13 protein-coding genes are annotated in these 14,534 nt (G+C 59.1%); 4 read left to right on the top strand and 9 right to left on the bottom strand.

Annotation, left to right across the window (positions count from 1 at the left end; all coding sequences use genetic code 11):
- The first annotated feature begins 70 nt into the window (after positions 1 to 70).
- Positions 71 to 616, top strand: a complete 546-nt coding sequence (locus EL18_RS05770; RefSeq protein WP_036480727.1) for a hypothetical protein — start codon at positions 71 to 73, stop codon at positions 614 to 616.
- Positions 617 to 631: 15 nt separating this feature from the next.
- Here EL18_RS05770 and folK read toward each other — a convergent pair whose 3' ends face one another.
- Genes folK through folP form a run of 3 tightly spaced genes read right to left on the bottom strand, consistent with a single transcriptional unit; the run spans position 632 to position 2,338 of the window.
- Positions 632 to 1,153, bottom strand: coding sequence for a 2-amino-4-hydroxy-6-hydroxymethyldihydropteridine diphosphokinase (folK, locus tag EL18_RS05775; protein ID WP_036480729.1), 522 nt, complete (start codon positions 1,151 to 1,153; stop codon positions 632 to 634).
- A complete protein-coding gene (folB, locus tag EL18_RS05780) occupies positions 1,137 to 1,496 on the bottom strand; it encodes a dihydroneopterin aldolase (protein WP_036480731.1) in 360 nt (119 codons plus the stop codon). Before folB ends, folK begins: the two co-directional genes overlap by 17 nt.
- Positions 1,478 to 2,338: a dihydropteroate synthase gene (gene folP, locus EL18_RS05785; protein ID WP_036480733.1), complete on the bottom strand. Its 861-nt coding sequence runs from the start codon at positions 2,336 to 2,338 to the stop codon at positions 1,478 to 1,480. The genes folB and folP overlap by 19 nt, the downstream gene beginning before the upstream one ends.
- A 134-nt stretch (positions 2,339 to 2,472) precedes the next feature.
- On the opposite strand from folP, the gene EL18_RS05790 reads away from it, so the two are divergent.
- Entirely contained in the window at positions 2,473 to 3,087 is a 615-nt protein-coding gene (locus EL18_RS05790) for a DUF922 domain-containing Zn-dependent protease (RefSeq protein ID WP_036480735.1), read from the top strand.
- A 19-nt stretch (positions 3,088 to 3,106) separates the two neighbouring features.
- Here EL18_RS05790 and EL18_RS05795 read toward each other — a convergent pair whose 3' ends face one another.
- Both EL18_RS05795 and EL18_RS05800 read right to left on the bottom strand, forming a co-directional pair.
- Positions 3,107 to 3,427: a 2Fe-2S iron-sulfur cluster-binding protein gene (locus EL18_RS05795; protein ID WP_036480737.1), complete on the bottom strand. Its 321-nt coding sequence runs from the start codon at positions 3,425 to 3,427 to the stop codon at positions 3,107 to 3,109.
- Positions 3,428 to 3,483: 56 nt separating this feature from the next.
- A complete protein-coding gene (locus EL18_RS05800; protein WP_036480739.1) occupies positions 3,484 to 3,801 on the bottom strand; it encodes an Hpt domain-containing protein in 318 nt (105 codons plus the stop codon).
- 294 nt (positions 3,802 to 4,095) lie between these two features.
- Here EL18_RS05800 and EL18_RS05805 point away from each other — a divergent pair, with 294 nt between their 5' ends.
- Positions 4,096 to 9,174 carry an apolipoprotein A-IV repeat region-like domain-containing protein gene (locus EL18_RS05805; RefSeq protein ID WP_036480741.1) on the top strand — a complete coding sequence of 1,693 codons (5,079 nt, stop codon included), beginning with the start codon at positions 4,096 to 4,098 and terminating at the stop codon, positions 9,172 to 9,174.
- Between the two features lie 123 nt (positions 9,175 to 9,297).
- A complete protein-coding gene (locus EL18_RS05810) occupies positions 9,298 to 9,984 on the top strand; it encodes a helix-turn-helix transcriptional regulator (RefSeq protein WP_051913819.1) in 687 nt (228 codons plus the stop codon).
- An 11-nt stretch (positions 9,985 to 9,995) separates the two neighbouring features.
- Here the strand turns inward: EL18_RS05810 and glpK are convergent, their stop codons facing one another.
- The 4 genes from glpK to EL18_RS05830 all read right to left on the bottom strand — a co-directional run bounded on the left by glpK (position 9,996) and on the right by EL18_RS05830 (position 14,473).
- The gene (gene glpK / locus EL18_RS05815) at positions 9,996 to 11,489 is read right to left on the bottom strand and encodes a glycerol kinase GlpK (RefSeq protein WP_036480743.1); all 1,494 of its coding nucleotides are present in this window, start codon (positions 11,487 to 11,489) and stop codon (positions 9,996 to 9,998) included.
- A gap of 77 nt (positions 11,490 to 11,566) precedes the next feature.
- Positions 11,567 to 13,294, bottom strand: coding sequence for an ABC transporter substrate-binding protein (locus EL18_RS05820; RefSeq protein WP_036480745.1), 1,728 nt, complete (start codon positions 13,292 to 13,294; stop codon positions 11,567 to 11,569).
- 67 nt (positions 13,295 to 13,361) lie between these two features.
- Positions 13,362 to 13,643 carry a DUF2160 domain-containing protein gene (locus EL18_RS05825; RefSeq protein WP_036480747.1) on the bottom strand — a complete coding sequence of 94 codons (282 nt, stop codon included), beginning with the start codon at positions 13,641 to 13,643 and terminating at the stop codon, positions 13,362 to 13,364.
- An 11-nt stretch (positions 13,644 to 13,654) separates the two neighbouring features.
- The gene (locus tag EL18_RS05830; protein ID WP_036484105.1) at positions 13,655 to 14,473 is read right to left on the bottom strand and encodes a carbohydrate ABC transporter permease; all 819 of its coding nucleotides are present in this window, start codon (positions 14,471 to 14,473) and stop codon (positions 13,655 to 13,657) included.
- Positions 14,474 to 14,534 lie beyond the last annotated feature (61 nt).

A 14,534-nucleotide genomic window follows, 5' to 3' on the forward strand; every position in this document is an offset into this window, starting at 1 on the left:
TGGTCAGAAAGCGTTAACCAAGAACGCGCATCCTGTCGCCCAACCTCAATTCCAGTGCCGGTCGGATATCATGAAGCTGTTCAAACGCCCCCTCGCCTCGATCATCGCAGCGACCGGGCTTGCATCCGTGGCTCTTTCCCCGGCACTCGCGAGTGAATCCGACAAGCGCTTCTTCGACTCGCTGAGTGGTCAGTGGTCAGGTCCCGGTGAAATTGTTGCCGGGAAGTACAAGGGCACGAAATTCGTGTGCAATTTCGCCGGGTCTTCACCGCAGGACAAGGTGGGCATGGCACTCGATGGAGGCTGCCGCGTCGGCATCTTCAATCAGGATATGTCGGCGAAGATCGAAAAGGCCGCTTCCGGTTATCGCGGGCAGTTTCTCGACGGCGCCAAGGGCAAGGGCCTTGATGTCGTTGGCGGAACAGTGAAAGGCAAGAATGTCGTCTTCGCCATACACCGCAACGAGCTGACGGGCGCGATGCGTGCGAAGCTTTCGGGCAAAGACACAATGACTGTTACGATTTCCGTTCATGTGAACAAGGAACTTGTGCCGGTGATCGGCATGCAGCTCAAGCGCGTCGATACCAAGAGTGTTGGCGCGATCGCGAAGCAATAAGCTGCGAAACACCGCCTAACGCCACCAATCACGATCCTCGCCCAAGCGCTTGATATCGCTGGTATTGGTCTTCTCCATCCATGCCCGCACCGTACGTCCTGCGATCTGCAGTTTTGGCGCGATGTCTGCAAGCGGCACGAGGACGAATGCGCGTTCATGCATGCGCGGATGCGGCAGGACCAGACCATCCTCCATCAGTTCCACATCCTCGTAATTCAGCACGTCGATATCGATCAGACGCGGACCCCACCTTTCCCGGCGTTCGCGCTTGAGAAGACGCTCCACCTCCAGACAGCGTGCCAGCAGCTTTCGTGGCGACAAGGAAGTCTCCACCATCGCAGCCGCGTTCACGAAGTCCGGCTGGTCTGTCACGCCCCAGGGCGGTGTGCGATAGAGGCAGGACACTGCGGTGACAGCAATCTTCGCATCCGCATCCAGTGCGCGCAGCGCTGCGGCCATATTGGCGACTGGATCTGCGAGATTGCCGCCTAGCCCGAGATATGCAACCGCCGTCTCGACATCACTGAGGCCAGGCAACGGTCACCTCGACATGATCAAGCACGCCTGGCACCGGTGCATTGGGTTTTCGCACGGTGATCTCTGCCTTCTCGATTTCGGGGAAGCGCTTGCAAAGCGCGCGCGCCACTTCCAGGGCCAGCGCCTCGATCAGGAAGCGGCGCTTGCCGGTGATTATTCGCTCGATCTCGGAAAAGGCCACCCCATAGTCCACCGTTCCGCTGATCGCGTCTTCCTCAAGGGAAACGGCGGGACGCACGGTCAATTCGGCATCGACATAGAAACGCTGGCCAAGCCGCTCTTCTTCATCATGAAGGCCGTGCCGTGCGAAGAAGGCGCAGTTCTTCAGTCTGATCTTGTACATGCGTTTTCCTTCTTGCCGGCCGCCAGCATTGCGTCAGCCATTTTTAAGGCATCGATATTCGCCGCCACATCGTGGACACGAAATATGGCGGCACCTTGCATCCGCAACAATGCACTGGTTGCCGCCGTGGCGATATCGCGCTCAGCGGTGTCACGTCCAGTCACCGATCCGATAAATCGTTTGCGCGACAGCCCCACGGCGAAAGGATGATCATAGCGCTTCAACTCGCCGAACCGCGCCATGAGTTGAAGATTCTCCCTTTCGTCCTTGGCGAATCCGAAGCCCGGGTCCAAAACGATCTGATCATCGCTCACACCGGCCTGACCTGCGATTGAAAGCGATCGGTCAAGGAAGCGGAACTGGTCTTCTATCACATCCTCGTGCCGGCTGCGGTCGCGACCGTTGTGCATGATCACCAGGCCAGCTCCGGTCTGCGCTGCCACACGCGCAATCTCCGGCTCCTTTTGAAGGCCCCAGACGTCATTGACGATGTGAGCGCCCTGCTCCACTGCCAGCAGCGCCGTCTGTGCCCGGTAGGTGTCGACGGAGATCACGATGTCTTCAAACCCGCGCAAGGCTCCTATGACGGGCAGAATGCGAGACTGCTCGATTTCGGCCGAAACGGGAGCAGCGCCCGGCCGGGTGGACTCACCACCCACATCGATGATGTTCGCACCCGCCTCACGCATGCGCAACGCGGCCTTGACGGCCAAATCGACATGCTCGTGGCGTCCGCCATCCGAGAAGCTGTCCGGGGTTACGTTCAGTATGCCCATGACCACAGCCTTGGGCCCAAGTTCCAGGTGACGCCCATGCGCGAGCGCCCATTTTCCGGTGTTCATATCGCCTCCGGCAATCTGCCTTGCGGGCGTTTATTGGGCCCGTGGACGACAAAATCAATTGCGGCCTGTGCAGAAGATGATTTTGATTGCCAATTGCCGCCGCCCTGCCTCAATCTGCGTTGAAAGGTGGGTGCATGAAAAAGTCACTGATCATAGTCGGCGTTCTCGCCTTCAGCACTGTCGTTGCTGGCGCGACAAGTCTGTCGAAGACCTACAGCTATTTCACCATTGGTGGCTCCACGCTTTCCCAGATCGAGGAGCAACTCAAGGCTCGAGGGCCGCGGCTGGGTGCGACCGGTCAACGCCATCCCGGTGCGACCAACATGGAGTTCACCACCAAGATCGACTACGGCGAGTCCGATGGCTGGTGCCGCGTCCAGAATGCTGCTGTCGCACTCAATGCTGCGGTGACGCTGCCGCGGTGGCGGGCGACCAAATCCGCGAAGCAGGATGTCCGGCTTGTCTGGAACATTTTGGAGCGCGACATCAAGAGGCATGAAGAAAGCCATATAATCATTGCAAAAAATCATGCCCGGGAACTTGAAAACACACTTCTCCGACTGCCGAGAAAGCGTGAGTGTGGCGCTGTACAGAAATTGGCCGAAACGGCAACACAGCGGATACTGGCCAAGCATGATGCGGCGCAGATCAAGTTCGACCGAATTGAAGCGAAGAACTTTGAAAGCCGCTTGCTGCGCCTTCTCGATTACCGGCTGGAGCAGATGGAGCGTGAAGCCTTGAAGCAGTGATCCTGCTGCTTCCTCCTGCTCAAGCCTGACGCTCCGGCACCCGCACTACGAGACCGTCCAGCTCATCGCTGATCCTGATCTGGCATGAGAGGCGCGAATTGGGCCGCACATCATAGGCGAAATCCAGCATGTCTTCTTCCATGACTTCCGGCTCACCGGTCTTCGCTTCCCACGCCTCGTCCACATAGACGTGGCACGTGGCACAGGCACAGGCACCTCCACATTCGGCCTCGATACCGGGAACGCCATTCTGAACCGCGCTTTCCATCACGGACTGCCCGGACGGCGCCTCTATTTCGAATCGTGTGCCATCGGGTGCGATGAAATTGATCTGGGGCATTTAATGGTCCTGCGGGAAAACGAGCTGCGCCGGAGATAGGCCAACCTGCCCTTGTGTCAACCGGATCGCGGTCTCTCAAGCAAGGCCATCGCCTCCGCTCTGGTGATTGATAACAGTTGTTGGAATTTCGCGGGATCTGCATTGGGCATTTCCTGCTCGATCCCGTGCGCCACTTCAGCGAGCGGGCGCGCGCCCAAGGCGCGCGCGGTGCCAAGGATCTGATGCGCCAGAGACTGAAGCTCGTCTTTCCCTTTCATCGGGTCGCGCAATATTTCAAGGGCTTGGCCGAGCTGGTCGACAAACAGCCTCAAAACCTCGTCGCGAAGCGCAGGGTCATTCAGGGTTTGACGATCCATCTGCTCCAGATCGAACATAGGCTGCTCGCTCAACCGTCATCTCCTGTGCAAAAACGGGATTGGTTTGGTGCCAGAATGAGGCAGGAATGCCAATCTCCAATCTGTGCACAAGGCGTAAATCATTACGTTCAAAATCCTATTTTTGCCCTTCTTTCCGTTAACCTTATGTTTAAACTTCTGGGCATTCGCACAAATTCGTATTCCCAATATAGGATTGCCCGCGTACGGTGCGGGCTGGAGAGTTGTGGGTATTTATAATGGGTTACGAGGCCCGGCAACGGGAACCCATTCGAGTAACAGGGTGACGGCGGTATGGTTCGTAAATCGACAACAGCGGCTGCGAAGGACGACTTCGCACGTGAACTTGAAGAAGCGCTTGAACTTGACGACATGGAGTTCGCGCTCTCCGATGAGGGAGATCTCGATATAGCTGCCTCGATGGAAGACCTCGAAGCGCAGATATCACAAGCTGCCGAAGAGCTTGCCCGTGAAAATGGCACAGCTCCAGCCAGCAAGGCCGCCGTTGCGCCCTCTCCCGCCAAGGCCGAATTGAAGGCGCCGGAGAAAAAAGCCGAACTTTCACAAGGCGCTGCGCCGGATTTCGAAGACGAGTTCGAGAGCGAGGATATCGCTCCGCCTTCATCCAGCACCTACTCCAAGACCAATGCGGAACCCGTCACGCCCGCTCCCGCCACATCCTTTGCCGCCGCCAATGATGACCTGCAGCGCGCGTCCGGCTCACCCTATCTGTCGCGACCGGATCTGAAGGGCTCGTCTTCCATCTACTGGTTGACGGCACTTCTTTCTGTCGTGTGGCTGACGGGCGGCGTGCTTCTCGCGCATCTACTCTACGCTCCCGAAATCTGGCAGATCGGCAGCCTGGATGCACTGGTGCAGGCACCCTATGCACTTGGCATGGCCGTTGGCACGGTGTTGCCGATCCTCCTCTTCTGGGCCTTTGCAATCATGATGCGGCGCGCGCAGGAAATGCGCATCGCGGCCAACCAGATGGCCGAAATGGCGTTCCGCCTCGCCGAGCCCGAGAATCTCGCGCAAGACCGTGTAATGATGGTCGGTCAGGCCGTCCGCCGGGAAGTCCAGGCAATGGGCGAAGGCATCGAGCGAACACTTGCCCGTGCAGTCGAGCTCGAGACGCTTGTGCACACCGAAGTCAATGAGCTTGAACGCGCCTACTCCGAAAATGAAAGCCGTATCCGCCTTCTGGTCGACAGCCTCGGCAGCGAGCGCGAAGGCATCGTTAGCCACGCTGAACGTGTTCGCGCGTCCATTACGGGCGCCCATGAGATCCTCAAGGAAGAACTGGATTCTGCCGGTGAGCAGATTCGTCTCAGCGTGGACGGCGCTTCCCGCCGTCTCACCGAGTCCCTGAGTGAATCCGGCAACAGTCTTGTCGAACGCCTGACTGCAACGGGTGACACCATCCACAGCGCGGTAGACGAGCGGGTCAGCACGCTTTCGGAAAAAATCTCGCTTTCCGGCGATGCGATCGCCAATCTGCTCGATACGCGCATCGCCAGCTTCTCCGAATCCGGCGAGACGCTCCTTGCCCGCGTGACCGAGAGCACATCGGCGCTCAACCAGGCGCTTGAACAGCGCAGCGAGGAAATCTCCGCCAAGCTCAATTCGTCGGGTGAAACATTGTCGGGTCTGCTGGACGGCAGGATCGCAACCCTCACCCAGCAGACGGACGAGGCCACACGTACACTGGGCGAGATGTTCGACAGCCGCGTCAGCGGACTTTTGAGCTCGGTTGGCGAGACGTCGGGTCGCATCAACGAGGAATTCGACAACCGTCTGCTTCAGATTGAAAGCACGCTGGCCGAGCGCGGCCAATCGCTCATCGCCGAATTCTCCACGCGCGCAGAAGCGCTCGATACGGGCATGGAGAAGCTGAACGCTGCTCTTGAGGCACGGGCACGGACGATCAACGAGTCGCTTGTCGAACGCACACGCGAGATTGCCGATACGCTTGCCAAGGGCCGGAACGAAGTGGCCTCGGCCATCGAGAGCGGCAAAAGCGCCATCGATACGGATCTTGCCGATCTCGTCGCCTCGACCTCCCTCATGCTGGAAGGCAAGGCAGAAGAGTTCTCCAGGCGTCTGGAAGATGGCCACGGCCTTGTCAGCGCGCGTCTGGACGAGGAACTCGGCAAATTCGATGCCGTCCAGGCTCGGATGGACGAGGCCGTCGAACGTCAGCTTTCCAATCTCGGTGAGAACCAGCAGCGTCTGACGGGACTGCTCGAAGCCGATCTTCAGAAGCTGAACGAGGCACGTCAGGCATTCGAATCCGGCATTGAGGGCCAGATCGAGCGCTTCAGCGAATCCCGCTCCGGCTTTGCAGCCGCGCTTGAGGAAGACATTGCACGCATTGCACAGCACCGCGATGCGCTCACGGCAGCGATCGGCACGGATATCGATCGCGTCAACGACATGTTCTCCAGGCATACCGATGTCATTGCCGAACGAACGCAGACGATGGAACAGGCACTTGCGCTCGGCGTGGAGAATGTTCGCAAGACGCTGGAGAACAGCGCGGTGGTCGTTGCCGGTTCGCTTCGCGAAAAGGTCATCGAAGCCACATCGGCACTGGGCAGCCAGACCGATGAAGTCTTTGGCAGCATCGACGCTCGGATCGCAGAACGCGTTCGCGCATCGGCAGAGACATTGTCGGGCAGCGTAAGCGATATTGATCGTACCTTCGATGCAGCAGCCGAACGCATCGGCGCTCGCGCTCAAGCCTTCAGCAGCAGCTTCGAGGACATCGACCAGCGTGTTGCCGCTCGCGTTGAGCAGACCTCGAGCATTCTGTCCGAGCGTGCCGAAGTCCTTGCACGCACCTTCGAAGATACGGACAACCGCATCGCCGCGCGCATCGATCAGGCCTCGCAAACGCTCAACAGCAGCGCAGAGAACGTCTCCCGCCAGTTTGAAGACGTCGAGGGACGCATCGTCGCGCGTGTTGGCGAAGCAGCACAGACATTGTCCGGCCAGGCAGATATCGTCGCGCGGCGGTTCGACGAAGTCGGCGATCACATTTTCGCCCGTGTGGATGAAGCCTCAAAAACCCTCACGGGTCAGGCCGATCTTGCAGCACGTCGTTTCGACGAGGTCGGCAACAACATCTTCACCCGCGTCAGCGAGGCCTCCCAGAGCCTTGAAGGGCGTGCAGAAGAGGTTGCGCGCCGCTTCGACGATGTGGATACGCGTATTGCGTCCCGCATAGAAGAGGCCTCACAGACCCTCAATGGCAGCGTCGACAATGTCGCGCGCACCTTCGAAGACGGGAATCGTCGCATTGCCGCACAGGTGCACGAGGCTTCCAATGCCCTTGCAGGTCGTGCAGCCGACTTCACCCACGCTTTCGAAGAGATCGACCAGAAGCTCGTGGCACGCACCCACCAGACCTCTGCCGAGCTGGAGGCGCGCGCGCAGGCCATCGGGCAGTCGCTGGAACAGATCGAAAGCCGCCTGAAGTCCACTGCCGGCAATACCGCTTCCGCCTTTGTCAGCGGCATGGTGGAAGTGGAGAAGCGCCTCAGCGAAAGCACGGAGCGCAGCCGTTTCGCTCTCGTCGAGGGGATCGGCGATGTGGAAGGTCGCTTGAGAGACACCGCAGAACAGGCTGCACAGCACGTAAGCCAGCAGCTTTCACGCACACAGGCGGATCTGGTCTCCACCGCCGACACGATCGGCCAGACCTTTGCCACTGTGAACGAGCATATCGCGCGCCGCACCGGCGAAACCGTGAAGACGCTGGAGGACCGGACCGCGGCACTCAACGCCATGCTTGCAGGGCGCACTTCCGAGATCTCGCGCATTCTCGACGAGACGGCACGTCCCCTCGTGGAACGTTTCGAAGCCAGCGGTGGCGAGTTGCAGCAGAATATCGAAGCCATCACCGAGCGCACCGCATCGCGTCTTCAGGAGGAGAATACCGCCCTCGTCAACGCGCTTGCCAGCCGCACGGCCGATACGCTCAACGCCTTTGAGCAGACGCGCAATCGTCTTGCGAGCAATGTTCAGGAACTGTTGGGCCAGCTCGACAGCTCCGGCAACCGTCTCAGCACGGTGATAGAGACTGCCGCGCAGAACCTCACGCAGGTTGACGAGCGCCTCGTCGGCACGACGCAACAATTTGCGCAGAACGCGGAGAAGGCCGCCGAGACATTTGCCAATTCGGCAAATCTCATCAATGCCAATTCCGGCCGTCTGGCGAATTTCTCCGAGAACACGCTCAAGGAGATCTCCACCATTGCGAGCCGCTTCGAGGACCACAGCCGCCTTCTGGAAAATGCTTCCGAACTCCTCAACAAGGCACAGGGCGGCCTGAGCTCCACCATGGAGGCCCGTGGTCAGGAACTGGAAGCGCTGGCGAAGGGGCTTGTCGAGAAGTCCGAGAACATCGAAAAGAGCATGCGCTCCTTTGAAGGCTTCCTTGAGCGGGCACTTGAGACCACCGAGGGACGCACCAAGGGATCGGTCGAGCAGATCCGCAAGGCGATCTCCGAAGCGGTCGAGGCTGCGACCAACCGATTTGCGGGCGCTACCGCCGAAATCCGCAACACAGCGGCAGAGATCCATACCGAACTCGAAGCCACACGCAATGACCTCAAGCGCGGCATGACCGAACTCCCGCAGGAGGCAAAGCAGTCGACTTCGGCGATGCGCCACGCGATAACCGAGCAGATCAACGCGTTGAAGGAACTCTCCGACATCGTGTCCAAATCCGGTCGGATGCAGGACAATGGCTACGAGATTCCCGCAACCCCCACGCCCAATCTGCCGCGCCCTGCCGTGCAAGCTTCGGCCGCCTCACCCGTTGCCGAAAAGCCACGCGCGCAGCAGCAGGCGGCTCAGCCACAAGCGCAGCCGCGCCCGGCGGCACCACAGGCACAGCCACAACAGACCGCTCCCAGCGGTGGCGGCTGGATCCGTGATCTGCTGCGCAGCGCCTCCCGCGAAGAGGAAGCACAGGAGCGCAAGGCACAGCCAGGCCAGGGTGAAGGTGACCGCACCGCACTGCACGTGGTCGAATCCCTCAACTCGCTCTCGGTCGATATTGCAAGGGCGATCGACCATGAGGCGTCGATTGAACTTTGGGAGCGTTACCGCCGGGGCGAGCGAAATGTCTTCACACGGCGCCTCTATACGCTGAAGGGCCAGCAGACCTTCGACGAGATCCAGCGCAAATACCGCAATGATGGAGATTTCCGCAAAGCGGTAGAACAGTATTGCAAGGATTTCGAGAAGCTCCTGGCCGATGTTGCGCGCACCGACCGCGACAACATCATGACCCAGACCTACCTGACGTCCGACACCGGCAAGGTCTACACGATGCTTGCTCATGCCAGCGGGCGTTTGAGGTAAGTTGTTATTACAAGACTGCGAGAAACCCCGTCGTGAGGCGGGGTTTTTTGTTGGCTGGAACAATGCTCTTCTGGCAAAAGACTTTAAACTCGGCGTTGCATCGGATTGTACTGAGAGAAGAAAATGCCAATTGTCAGCGCCGGTGGGCAGGATGCGCAGACGGCTCTGGAAAGCCTAACGGCTTCCCCGGCCATACTGCATGCGAGTTACCAGCTAAACCCGATCAATCCGCTGCCCCTGGCTGCTCCGCTCACCCGTACTACCTTTCCGCCCGAATGGATCACCCGCTACGTGATCCGTGATTTCCTGATGCTTGACCCGGTGGTCGCATACGGCTTCTCCAGTCCCACGCCGTTCTACTGGCACGAAATGGAGTTGGAGCCGAGGCAGCTGGAATTCATGGCAGATGCCGTTGCTCACGGCATCGGGCAGGATGGTTTCGTTATACCGGTCATGGAATTTGGCCGCCGCGGAATGCTTGCTGTCACCACCAACCTGCCGCGCAAGGAATGGATTGCGGCAGTTGACGAATTGCGTGACGAGCTTGGGGAAATGGCGCATCGCATCCACCGCCTGTTGTGCCAGAGCGACGACGCCGGTGACGCTTCTCCGCGCGTGCTGGCAAAGCGCGAGCGGGAATGTCTGGCCTGGGTCGCGAACGGCCTGGACGCAGAAGCCATCGCCCGGAAACTCGCTTTGTCCAGCTATACGGTCAGAGGGTATCTGAGGGCCGCGCGCGAGAAACTCGGGTGCAGGACCCTCTCCCAAGCCGTCGCACGCGCGATCCAGATGAAGCAGATCGATCCCTGATCAGCCGCCTGTCAATTGGTCGATAGCGTACGGCGAACGGCGTCGTGCCATCCCGCCAGTTTCTGCTTGCGCAGATCATCGTCCATATGGGGCTCAAACTGCTGGTCAAGCTTCCAGCTATTCGCGAATTCTTCCGCTGTCGGCCATACGCCAGCCTTGTATCCCGCCAACCATGCCGCACCGAGTGCGGTGGTTTCCAGAATGGTCGGACGGTCGACAGGTGCATCAAGGATGTCGGCGAGGAACTGCATCGTCCAGTCACTCGCGACCATGCCTCCATCAACACGCAGAATGGTATCGTCCGAACTGCCAGACCAATCCTTGTGCATAGCATCGAGCAGATCACGGGTCTGATAGGCGATGGATTCCAGGGTGGCCCGGGCCAGTTCCGCGGGACCCGTATTGCGTGTCAGGCCAAATATGGCACCGCGCGCGTCTGCATCCCAATGTGGCGCGCCAAGGCCAACGAATGCGGGAACCAGATAGACCTGCTGGGTCGGATCGGCCTTCTCGGCCAGATCGCCGGAATCGGAGGCCTGCTCGATAATTTCAAGTCCATCGCGCAGCCACTGCACCGCAGCGCCGGCGACGAAGATCGAACCCTCCAGCGCGTAAGTCGTCTTGCCGTCGAGGCGATACGCGATTGTAGTCAGGAGGCGGTTTTTCGAACGGACGAGGTCCTCGCCCGTATTCAGGACCGCGAAGCAACCTGTCCCATAGGTCGATTTCATCATGCCCGGCTTGAAGCAGGCCTGTCCGATGGTGGCCGCATGCTGGTCGCCGGCTACGCCCAGGACCGGTATTTCGGCACCCAGATGTTCTGCCTCGGCGACACCGAACTCGTCTGCGCTGTCCAACACCTCGGGCAGCAATTTCTTCGGGATATCCAGGATCTGGAGAAGATCGTCGTCCCAGGTGTTGTTTTCGATATTGAAGATGAGCGTGCGCGATGCATTTGTCGCGTCGGTCACATGCCTTTTCCCACCCGTCAGGCGCCAGATGAGAAAGCTGTCAATCGTGCCGGCCAGCAATGCTCCGTTTTCAGCGCGCTTGCGTGCACCTTCGACATTGTCCAGAAGCCAGGCGATTTTCGTCCCTGAAAAATAGGGATCGATGACCAGCCCCGTGCGCTCGGTAAAGAGCTGCTCATGGCCGTCATTTTTCAGCCTGTCGCAGAGTTCAGAGGTGCGCCGGTCCTGCCAGACGATGGCATTGTGAATAGGCTTGCCGGTCTCCCGATCCCAGACAAGTATCGTCTCGCGTTGATTGGTGATCCCGATTCCGGAAATATCGGAAGCGTCCACCTTCGCGGCTTTCAGTGCCTCGCGCGCGGTATCAAGCACCGTGCGCCAGATGTCTTCGGGATCGTGTTCCACCCAGCCGGACTGGGGAAAATGCTGTTTGAACTCCTGCTGGCCGACTCCGCACACCTTCATCTTCTTGTCGAAGAGGATTGCGCGGCTTGAGGTTGTGCCCTGATCGATCGCCAGAATGTAGCCAGCCATTGTTCATCCTTCTTGTTCAACAGACAGAAGGAGGCGGGTGACCCGCCTCCTTCGCTTTCACATATTCTGCCGTAAGACTAGTTCTCGCTCCAGCTCTTCACGAGCTCGTCGTAATTGACCGTCTTGGGCTCTTCTTTCTCGTTCTCGATCTTCAGCTGTGGCGCCAGATTTCCCGCTTCCTGTGCCTGCTTGTTCCAGTATTCGATATCGTGCTCCTCAGCGAGCTTCGGACCGATATCGCCCTGGATACCTGCGCGCTCAAGGCGGGACAGAACCTTCTCCTGTTCCTCGCACAGCGAATCCATGGCTTCCTGAGCGGTCTTGGCACCCGAAGATGCATCACCGATCGCCTGCCACCAGAGCTGAGCCAGCTTCGGATAGTCGGGAACGTTCGTTCCGGTCGGCGACCACTGGAGACGTGCCGGAGAGCGATAGAACTCGACCAGACCGCCAAGCTTCGGAGCACGTTCCGTGAAGCTCTCGTGATCCAGCGTCGACTGGCGAATGAAGGTGAGACCGACATGGCTCTTCTTCACGTCGACCGTCTTGGAGGTGACGAACTGGGCATAGAGCCAGGCTGCCTTGGCACGATCATCCGGAGTCGACTTCATGAGCGTCCAGGAACCGGCGTCCTGATAGCCAAGCTTCATGCCGTCCTTCCAGTAGACGCCATGCGGACTGGGCGCCATGCGCCATTTCGGCGTGCCGTCCTCGTTCATGACCGGCAGACCTTCCTTGACCATGTCGGCCGTGAAGGCGGTGTACCAGAACATCTGCTGGGCGATCTGCCCCTGAGCCGGAACCGGGCCGGATTCGGAGAAGGTCATGCCCTGGGCTTCAGGCGGAGCGTAATTCGCCATCCACTCGAGATATTTCTCGATGGAATAGACGGCTGCCGGTCCGTTGGTGTCGCCACCGCGGGCTACGCAGGAGCCGACCGGGCGGGAATTCTCGTCCACCTTGATGCCCCATTCATCGACGGGGTTGCCGTTCGGAATGCCCTTGTCGCCATTGCCGGCCATGGACAGCCAGGCATCGGTGAAGCGCCAGCCGAGTGACGGGTCCTTCTTGCCGTAGTCCATATGACCGTAGACTTTCTGACCGTCGATTTCCCGGCCAGTGAAGAACTCGGCAATGTCCTCATATGCGGACCAGTTCACTGGAACGCCGAGCTCGTAGCCGTATTTCTCCTGGAAGTCCGCCTTGTTCTTCTCGTCGTTGAACCAGTCGTAGCGGAACCAGTAGAGGTTCGCGAACTGCTGGTCGGGAAGCTGGTAGATCTCACCGTCAGGTGCGGTCGTGAAGGAAATGCCGATGAAATCCTCGATATCGAGGTTCGGGTTTGTCACGTCCTTGCCGGTGCCTTCCATCCAGTCGGAAAGGCTGCGCGCCTGCTGGTAGCGCCAGTGGGTGCCGATCAGATCGGAGTCGTTGATATAGGCGTCATAGATGTTCTCGCCCGACTGCATCTGCGTCTGCAGTTTTTCAACGACGTCGCCCTCGCCGATCAGGTCGTGGGTGACCTTGATACCGGTGATTGCAGTAAAGGCGGGGGCGAGCACCTTCGATTCATATTCATGGGTGGTGATCGTCTCCGAAACCACCTTGATATCCATCCCCTGGAACGGTTCTGCAGCGTCGACAAACCACTGCATCTCCGCTTCCTGCTCCTCCCTTGAGAGCACGGACATGTCACCGATTTCGGCGTCGAGGAACTCCTTGGCCTCCTCCATGCCTGCAAATGCTCCGCCTGTTCCCATCAAAAGGAGCAGAGCCGAAGTTGTCATCAACAAGTGCCGTTGCATTGTTACCTCCCTTGCAAAAACACGACCGGGAAGCAGCTCTTGCCGCCGCCCTTCTCCCTAAAGGCCTTTAGACGAACCGGAACACGCCGAGCGCGTAGACCAGCGAAAGACCAAGAGCCCACCACAGATTGGGTCCTACCCAGCCCAACCATGCGAGATGAATGAATGCGCTGCCGAGCAGCGACACGAAAAGGCGGTCGCCGCGCGTTGTCTCAAAGCGGAGAATGCCAACCCGCGGATTTCCACCCGGCGAGAAATATTCCCAGACCGCCATTGAAGTCAGAAGCGCGGCGATAGTGATGAAGAAAAGCGCCGTCGGCCAGGTCCAGGCCATCCATGATAGGTTCATTTTCTCCTCCTTCAGACCCGGCCCAGGGCAAAGCCCTTGGCGATGTAGTTGCGGACGAACCAGATCACGAGCGCGCCCGGGATGATCGTCAGAACGCCTGCTGCCGCCAGCACGCCCCAGTCCATCCCCGATGCGGAGACCGTACGTGTCATGGTGGCTGCGATCGGCTTGGCATCCGTTGTCGTCAAGGTGCGTGCTATGAGCAGTTCGACCCACGAGAACATGAAGCAGAAGAAGGCAGCCACGCCGATGCCGCTCGCTATCAGGGGCATGAAGATCTTCACGAAGAAACGTGGGAAGGAATAGCCGTCGATATAGGCCGTCTCGTCGATTTCCTTCGGGACGCCCGACATGAAGCCTTCAAGGATCCAGACCGCCAGCGGCACATTGAACAGGCAGTGGGCGATGGCGACCGCGATGTGCGTATCGATCAATCCGAAAGCCGAATAGAGCTGGAAGAATGGCAACGCGAAGACGGCGGGTGGCGCCATGCGGTTCGTCAAAAGCCAGAAGAACAGATGCTTGTCGCCCAGAAAGCGGTAGCGCGAGAAGGCATAGGCTGCCGGCAGTGCCACCGTTACCGAGATGACCGTGTTCATCACAACATAGATGATCGAATTGATATATCCCGAATACCAGGACGGATCGGTGAAGATCACCATGTAGTTGCGAATGGTCGGGTTCTGCGGCCAGAGCGAGAATGTCGAGAGGATCTCGGTATTCGTCTTGAAGCTCATATTCATGAGCCAGTAGATCGGCAGCATCAGAAACAGGATGTAGATGGTCGGCACCAGCCACCAGAAACGGGACTCGCGTCCCCGTTTCATCATGATCTGCGCCATCTGCCTGTCATCCTGGGATGCGGCGGCACTGCCCTCACCCGATGCGACA

The sequence above is a fragment of the Nitratireductor basaltis genome, from assembly GCF_000733725.1.
Lineage (GTDB): Bacteria > Pseudomonadota > Alphaproteobacteria > Rhizobiales > Rhizobiaceae > Chelativorans > Chelativorans basaltis.

Bases quoted from the DNA above. Each gene is read 5' to 3' on its own strand.
- EL18_RS05795 (WP_036480737.1), bottom strand. From the start codon at position 3,427: ATGCCCCAGATCAATTTCATCGCACCCGATGGCACACGATTCGAAATA.
- EL18_RS05770 (WP_036480727.1), top strand. From the start codon at position 71: ATGAAGCTGTTCAAACGCCCCCTCGCCTCGATCATCGCAGCGACCGGG.
- EL18_RS05800 (WP_036480739.1), bottom strand. From the start codon at position 3,801: ATGTTCGATCTGGAGCAGATGGATCGTCAAACCCTGAATGACCCTGCG.
- EL18_RS05805 (WP_036480741.1), top strand. From the start codon at position 4,096: ATGGTTCGTAAATCGACAACAGCGGCTGCGAAGGACGACTTCGCACGT.
- EL18_RS05825 (WP_036480747.1), bottom strand. From the start codon at position 13,643: ATGAACCTATCATGGATGGCCTGGACCTGGCCGACGGCGCTTTTCTTC.
- folB (WP_036480731.1), bottom strand. From the start codon at position 1,496: ATGTACAAGATCAGACTGAAGAACTGCGCCTTCTTCGCACGGCACGGC.
- glpK (WP_036480743.1), bottom strand. From the start codon at position 11,489: ATGGCTGGCTACATTCTGGCGATCGATCAGGGCACAACCTCAAGCCGC.
- EL18_RS05810 (WP_051913819.1), top strand. From the start codon at position 9,298: ATGCCAATTGTCAGCGCCGGTGGGCAGGATGCGCAGACGGCTCTGGAA.
- EL18_RS05820 (WP_036480745.1), bottom strand. From the start codon at position 13,294: ATGCAACGGCACTTGTTGATGACAACTTCGGCTCTGCTCCTTTTGATG.
- EL18_RS05790 (WP_036480735.1), top strand. From the start codon at position 2,473: ATGAAAAAGTCACTGATCATAGTCGGCGTTCTCGCCTTCAGCACTGTC.
- EL18_RS05830 (WP_036484105.1), bottom strand. From the start codon at position 14,473: ATGATGAAACGGGGACGCGAGTCCCGTTTCTGGTGGCTGGTGCCGACC.
- folP (WP_036480733.1), bottom strand. From the start codon at position 2,338: ATGAACACCGGAAAATGGGCGCTCGCGCATGGGCGTCACCTGGAACTT.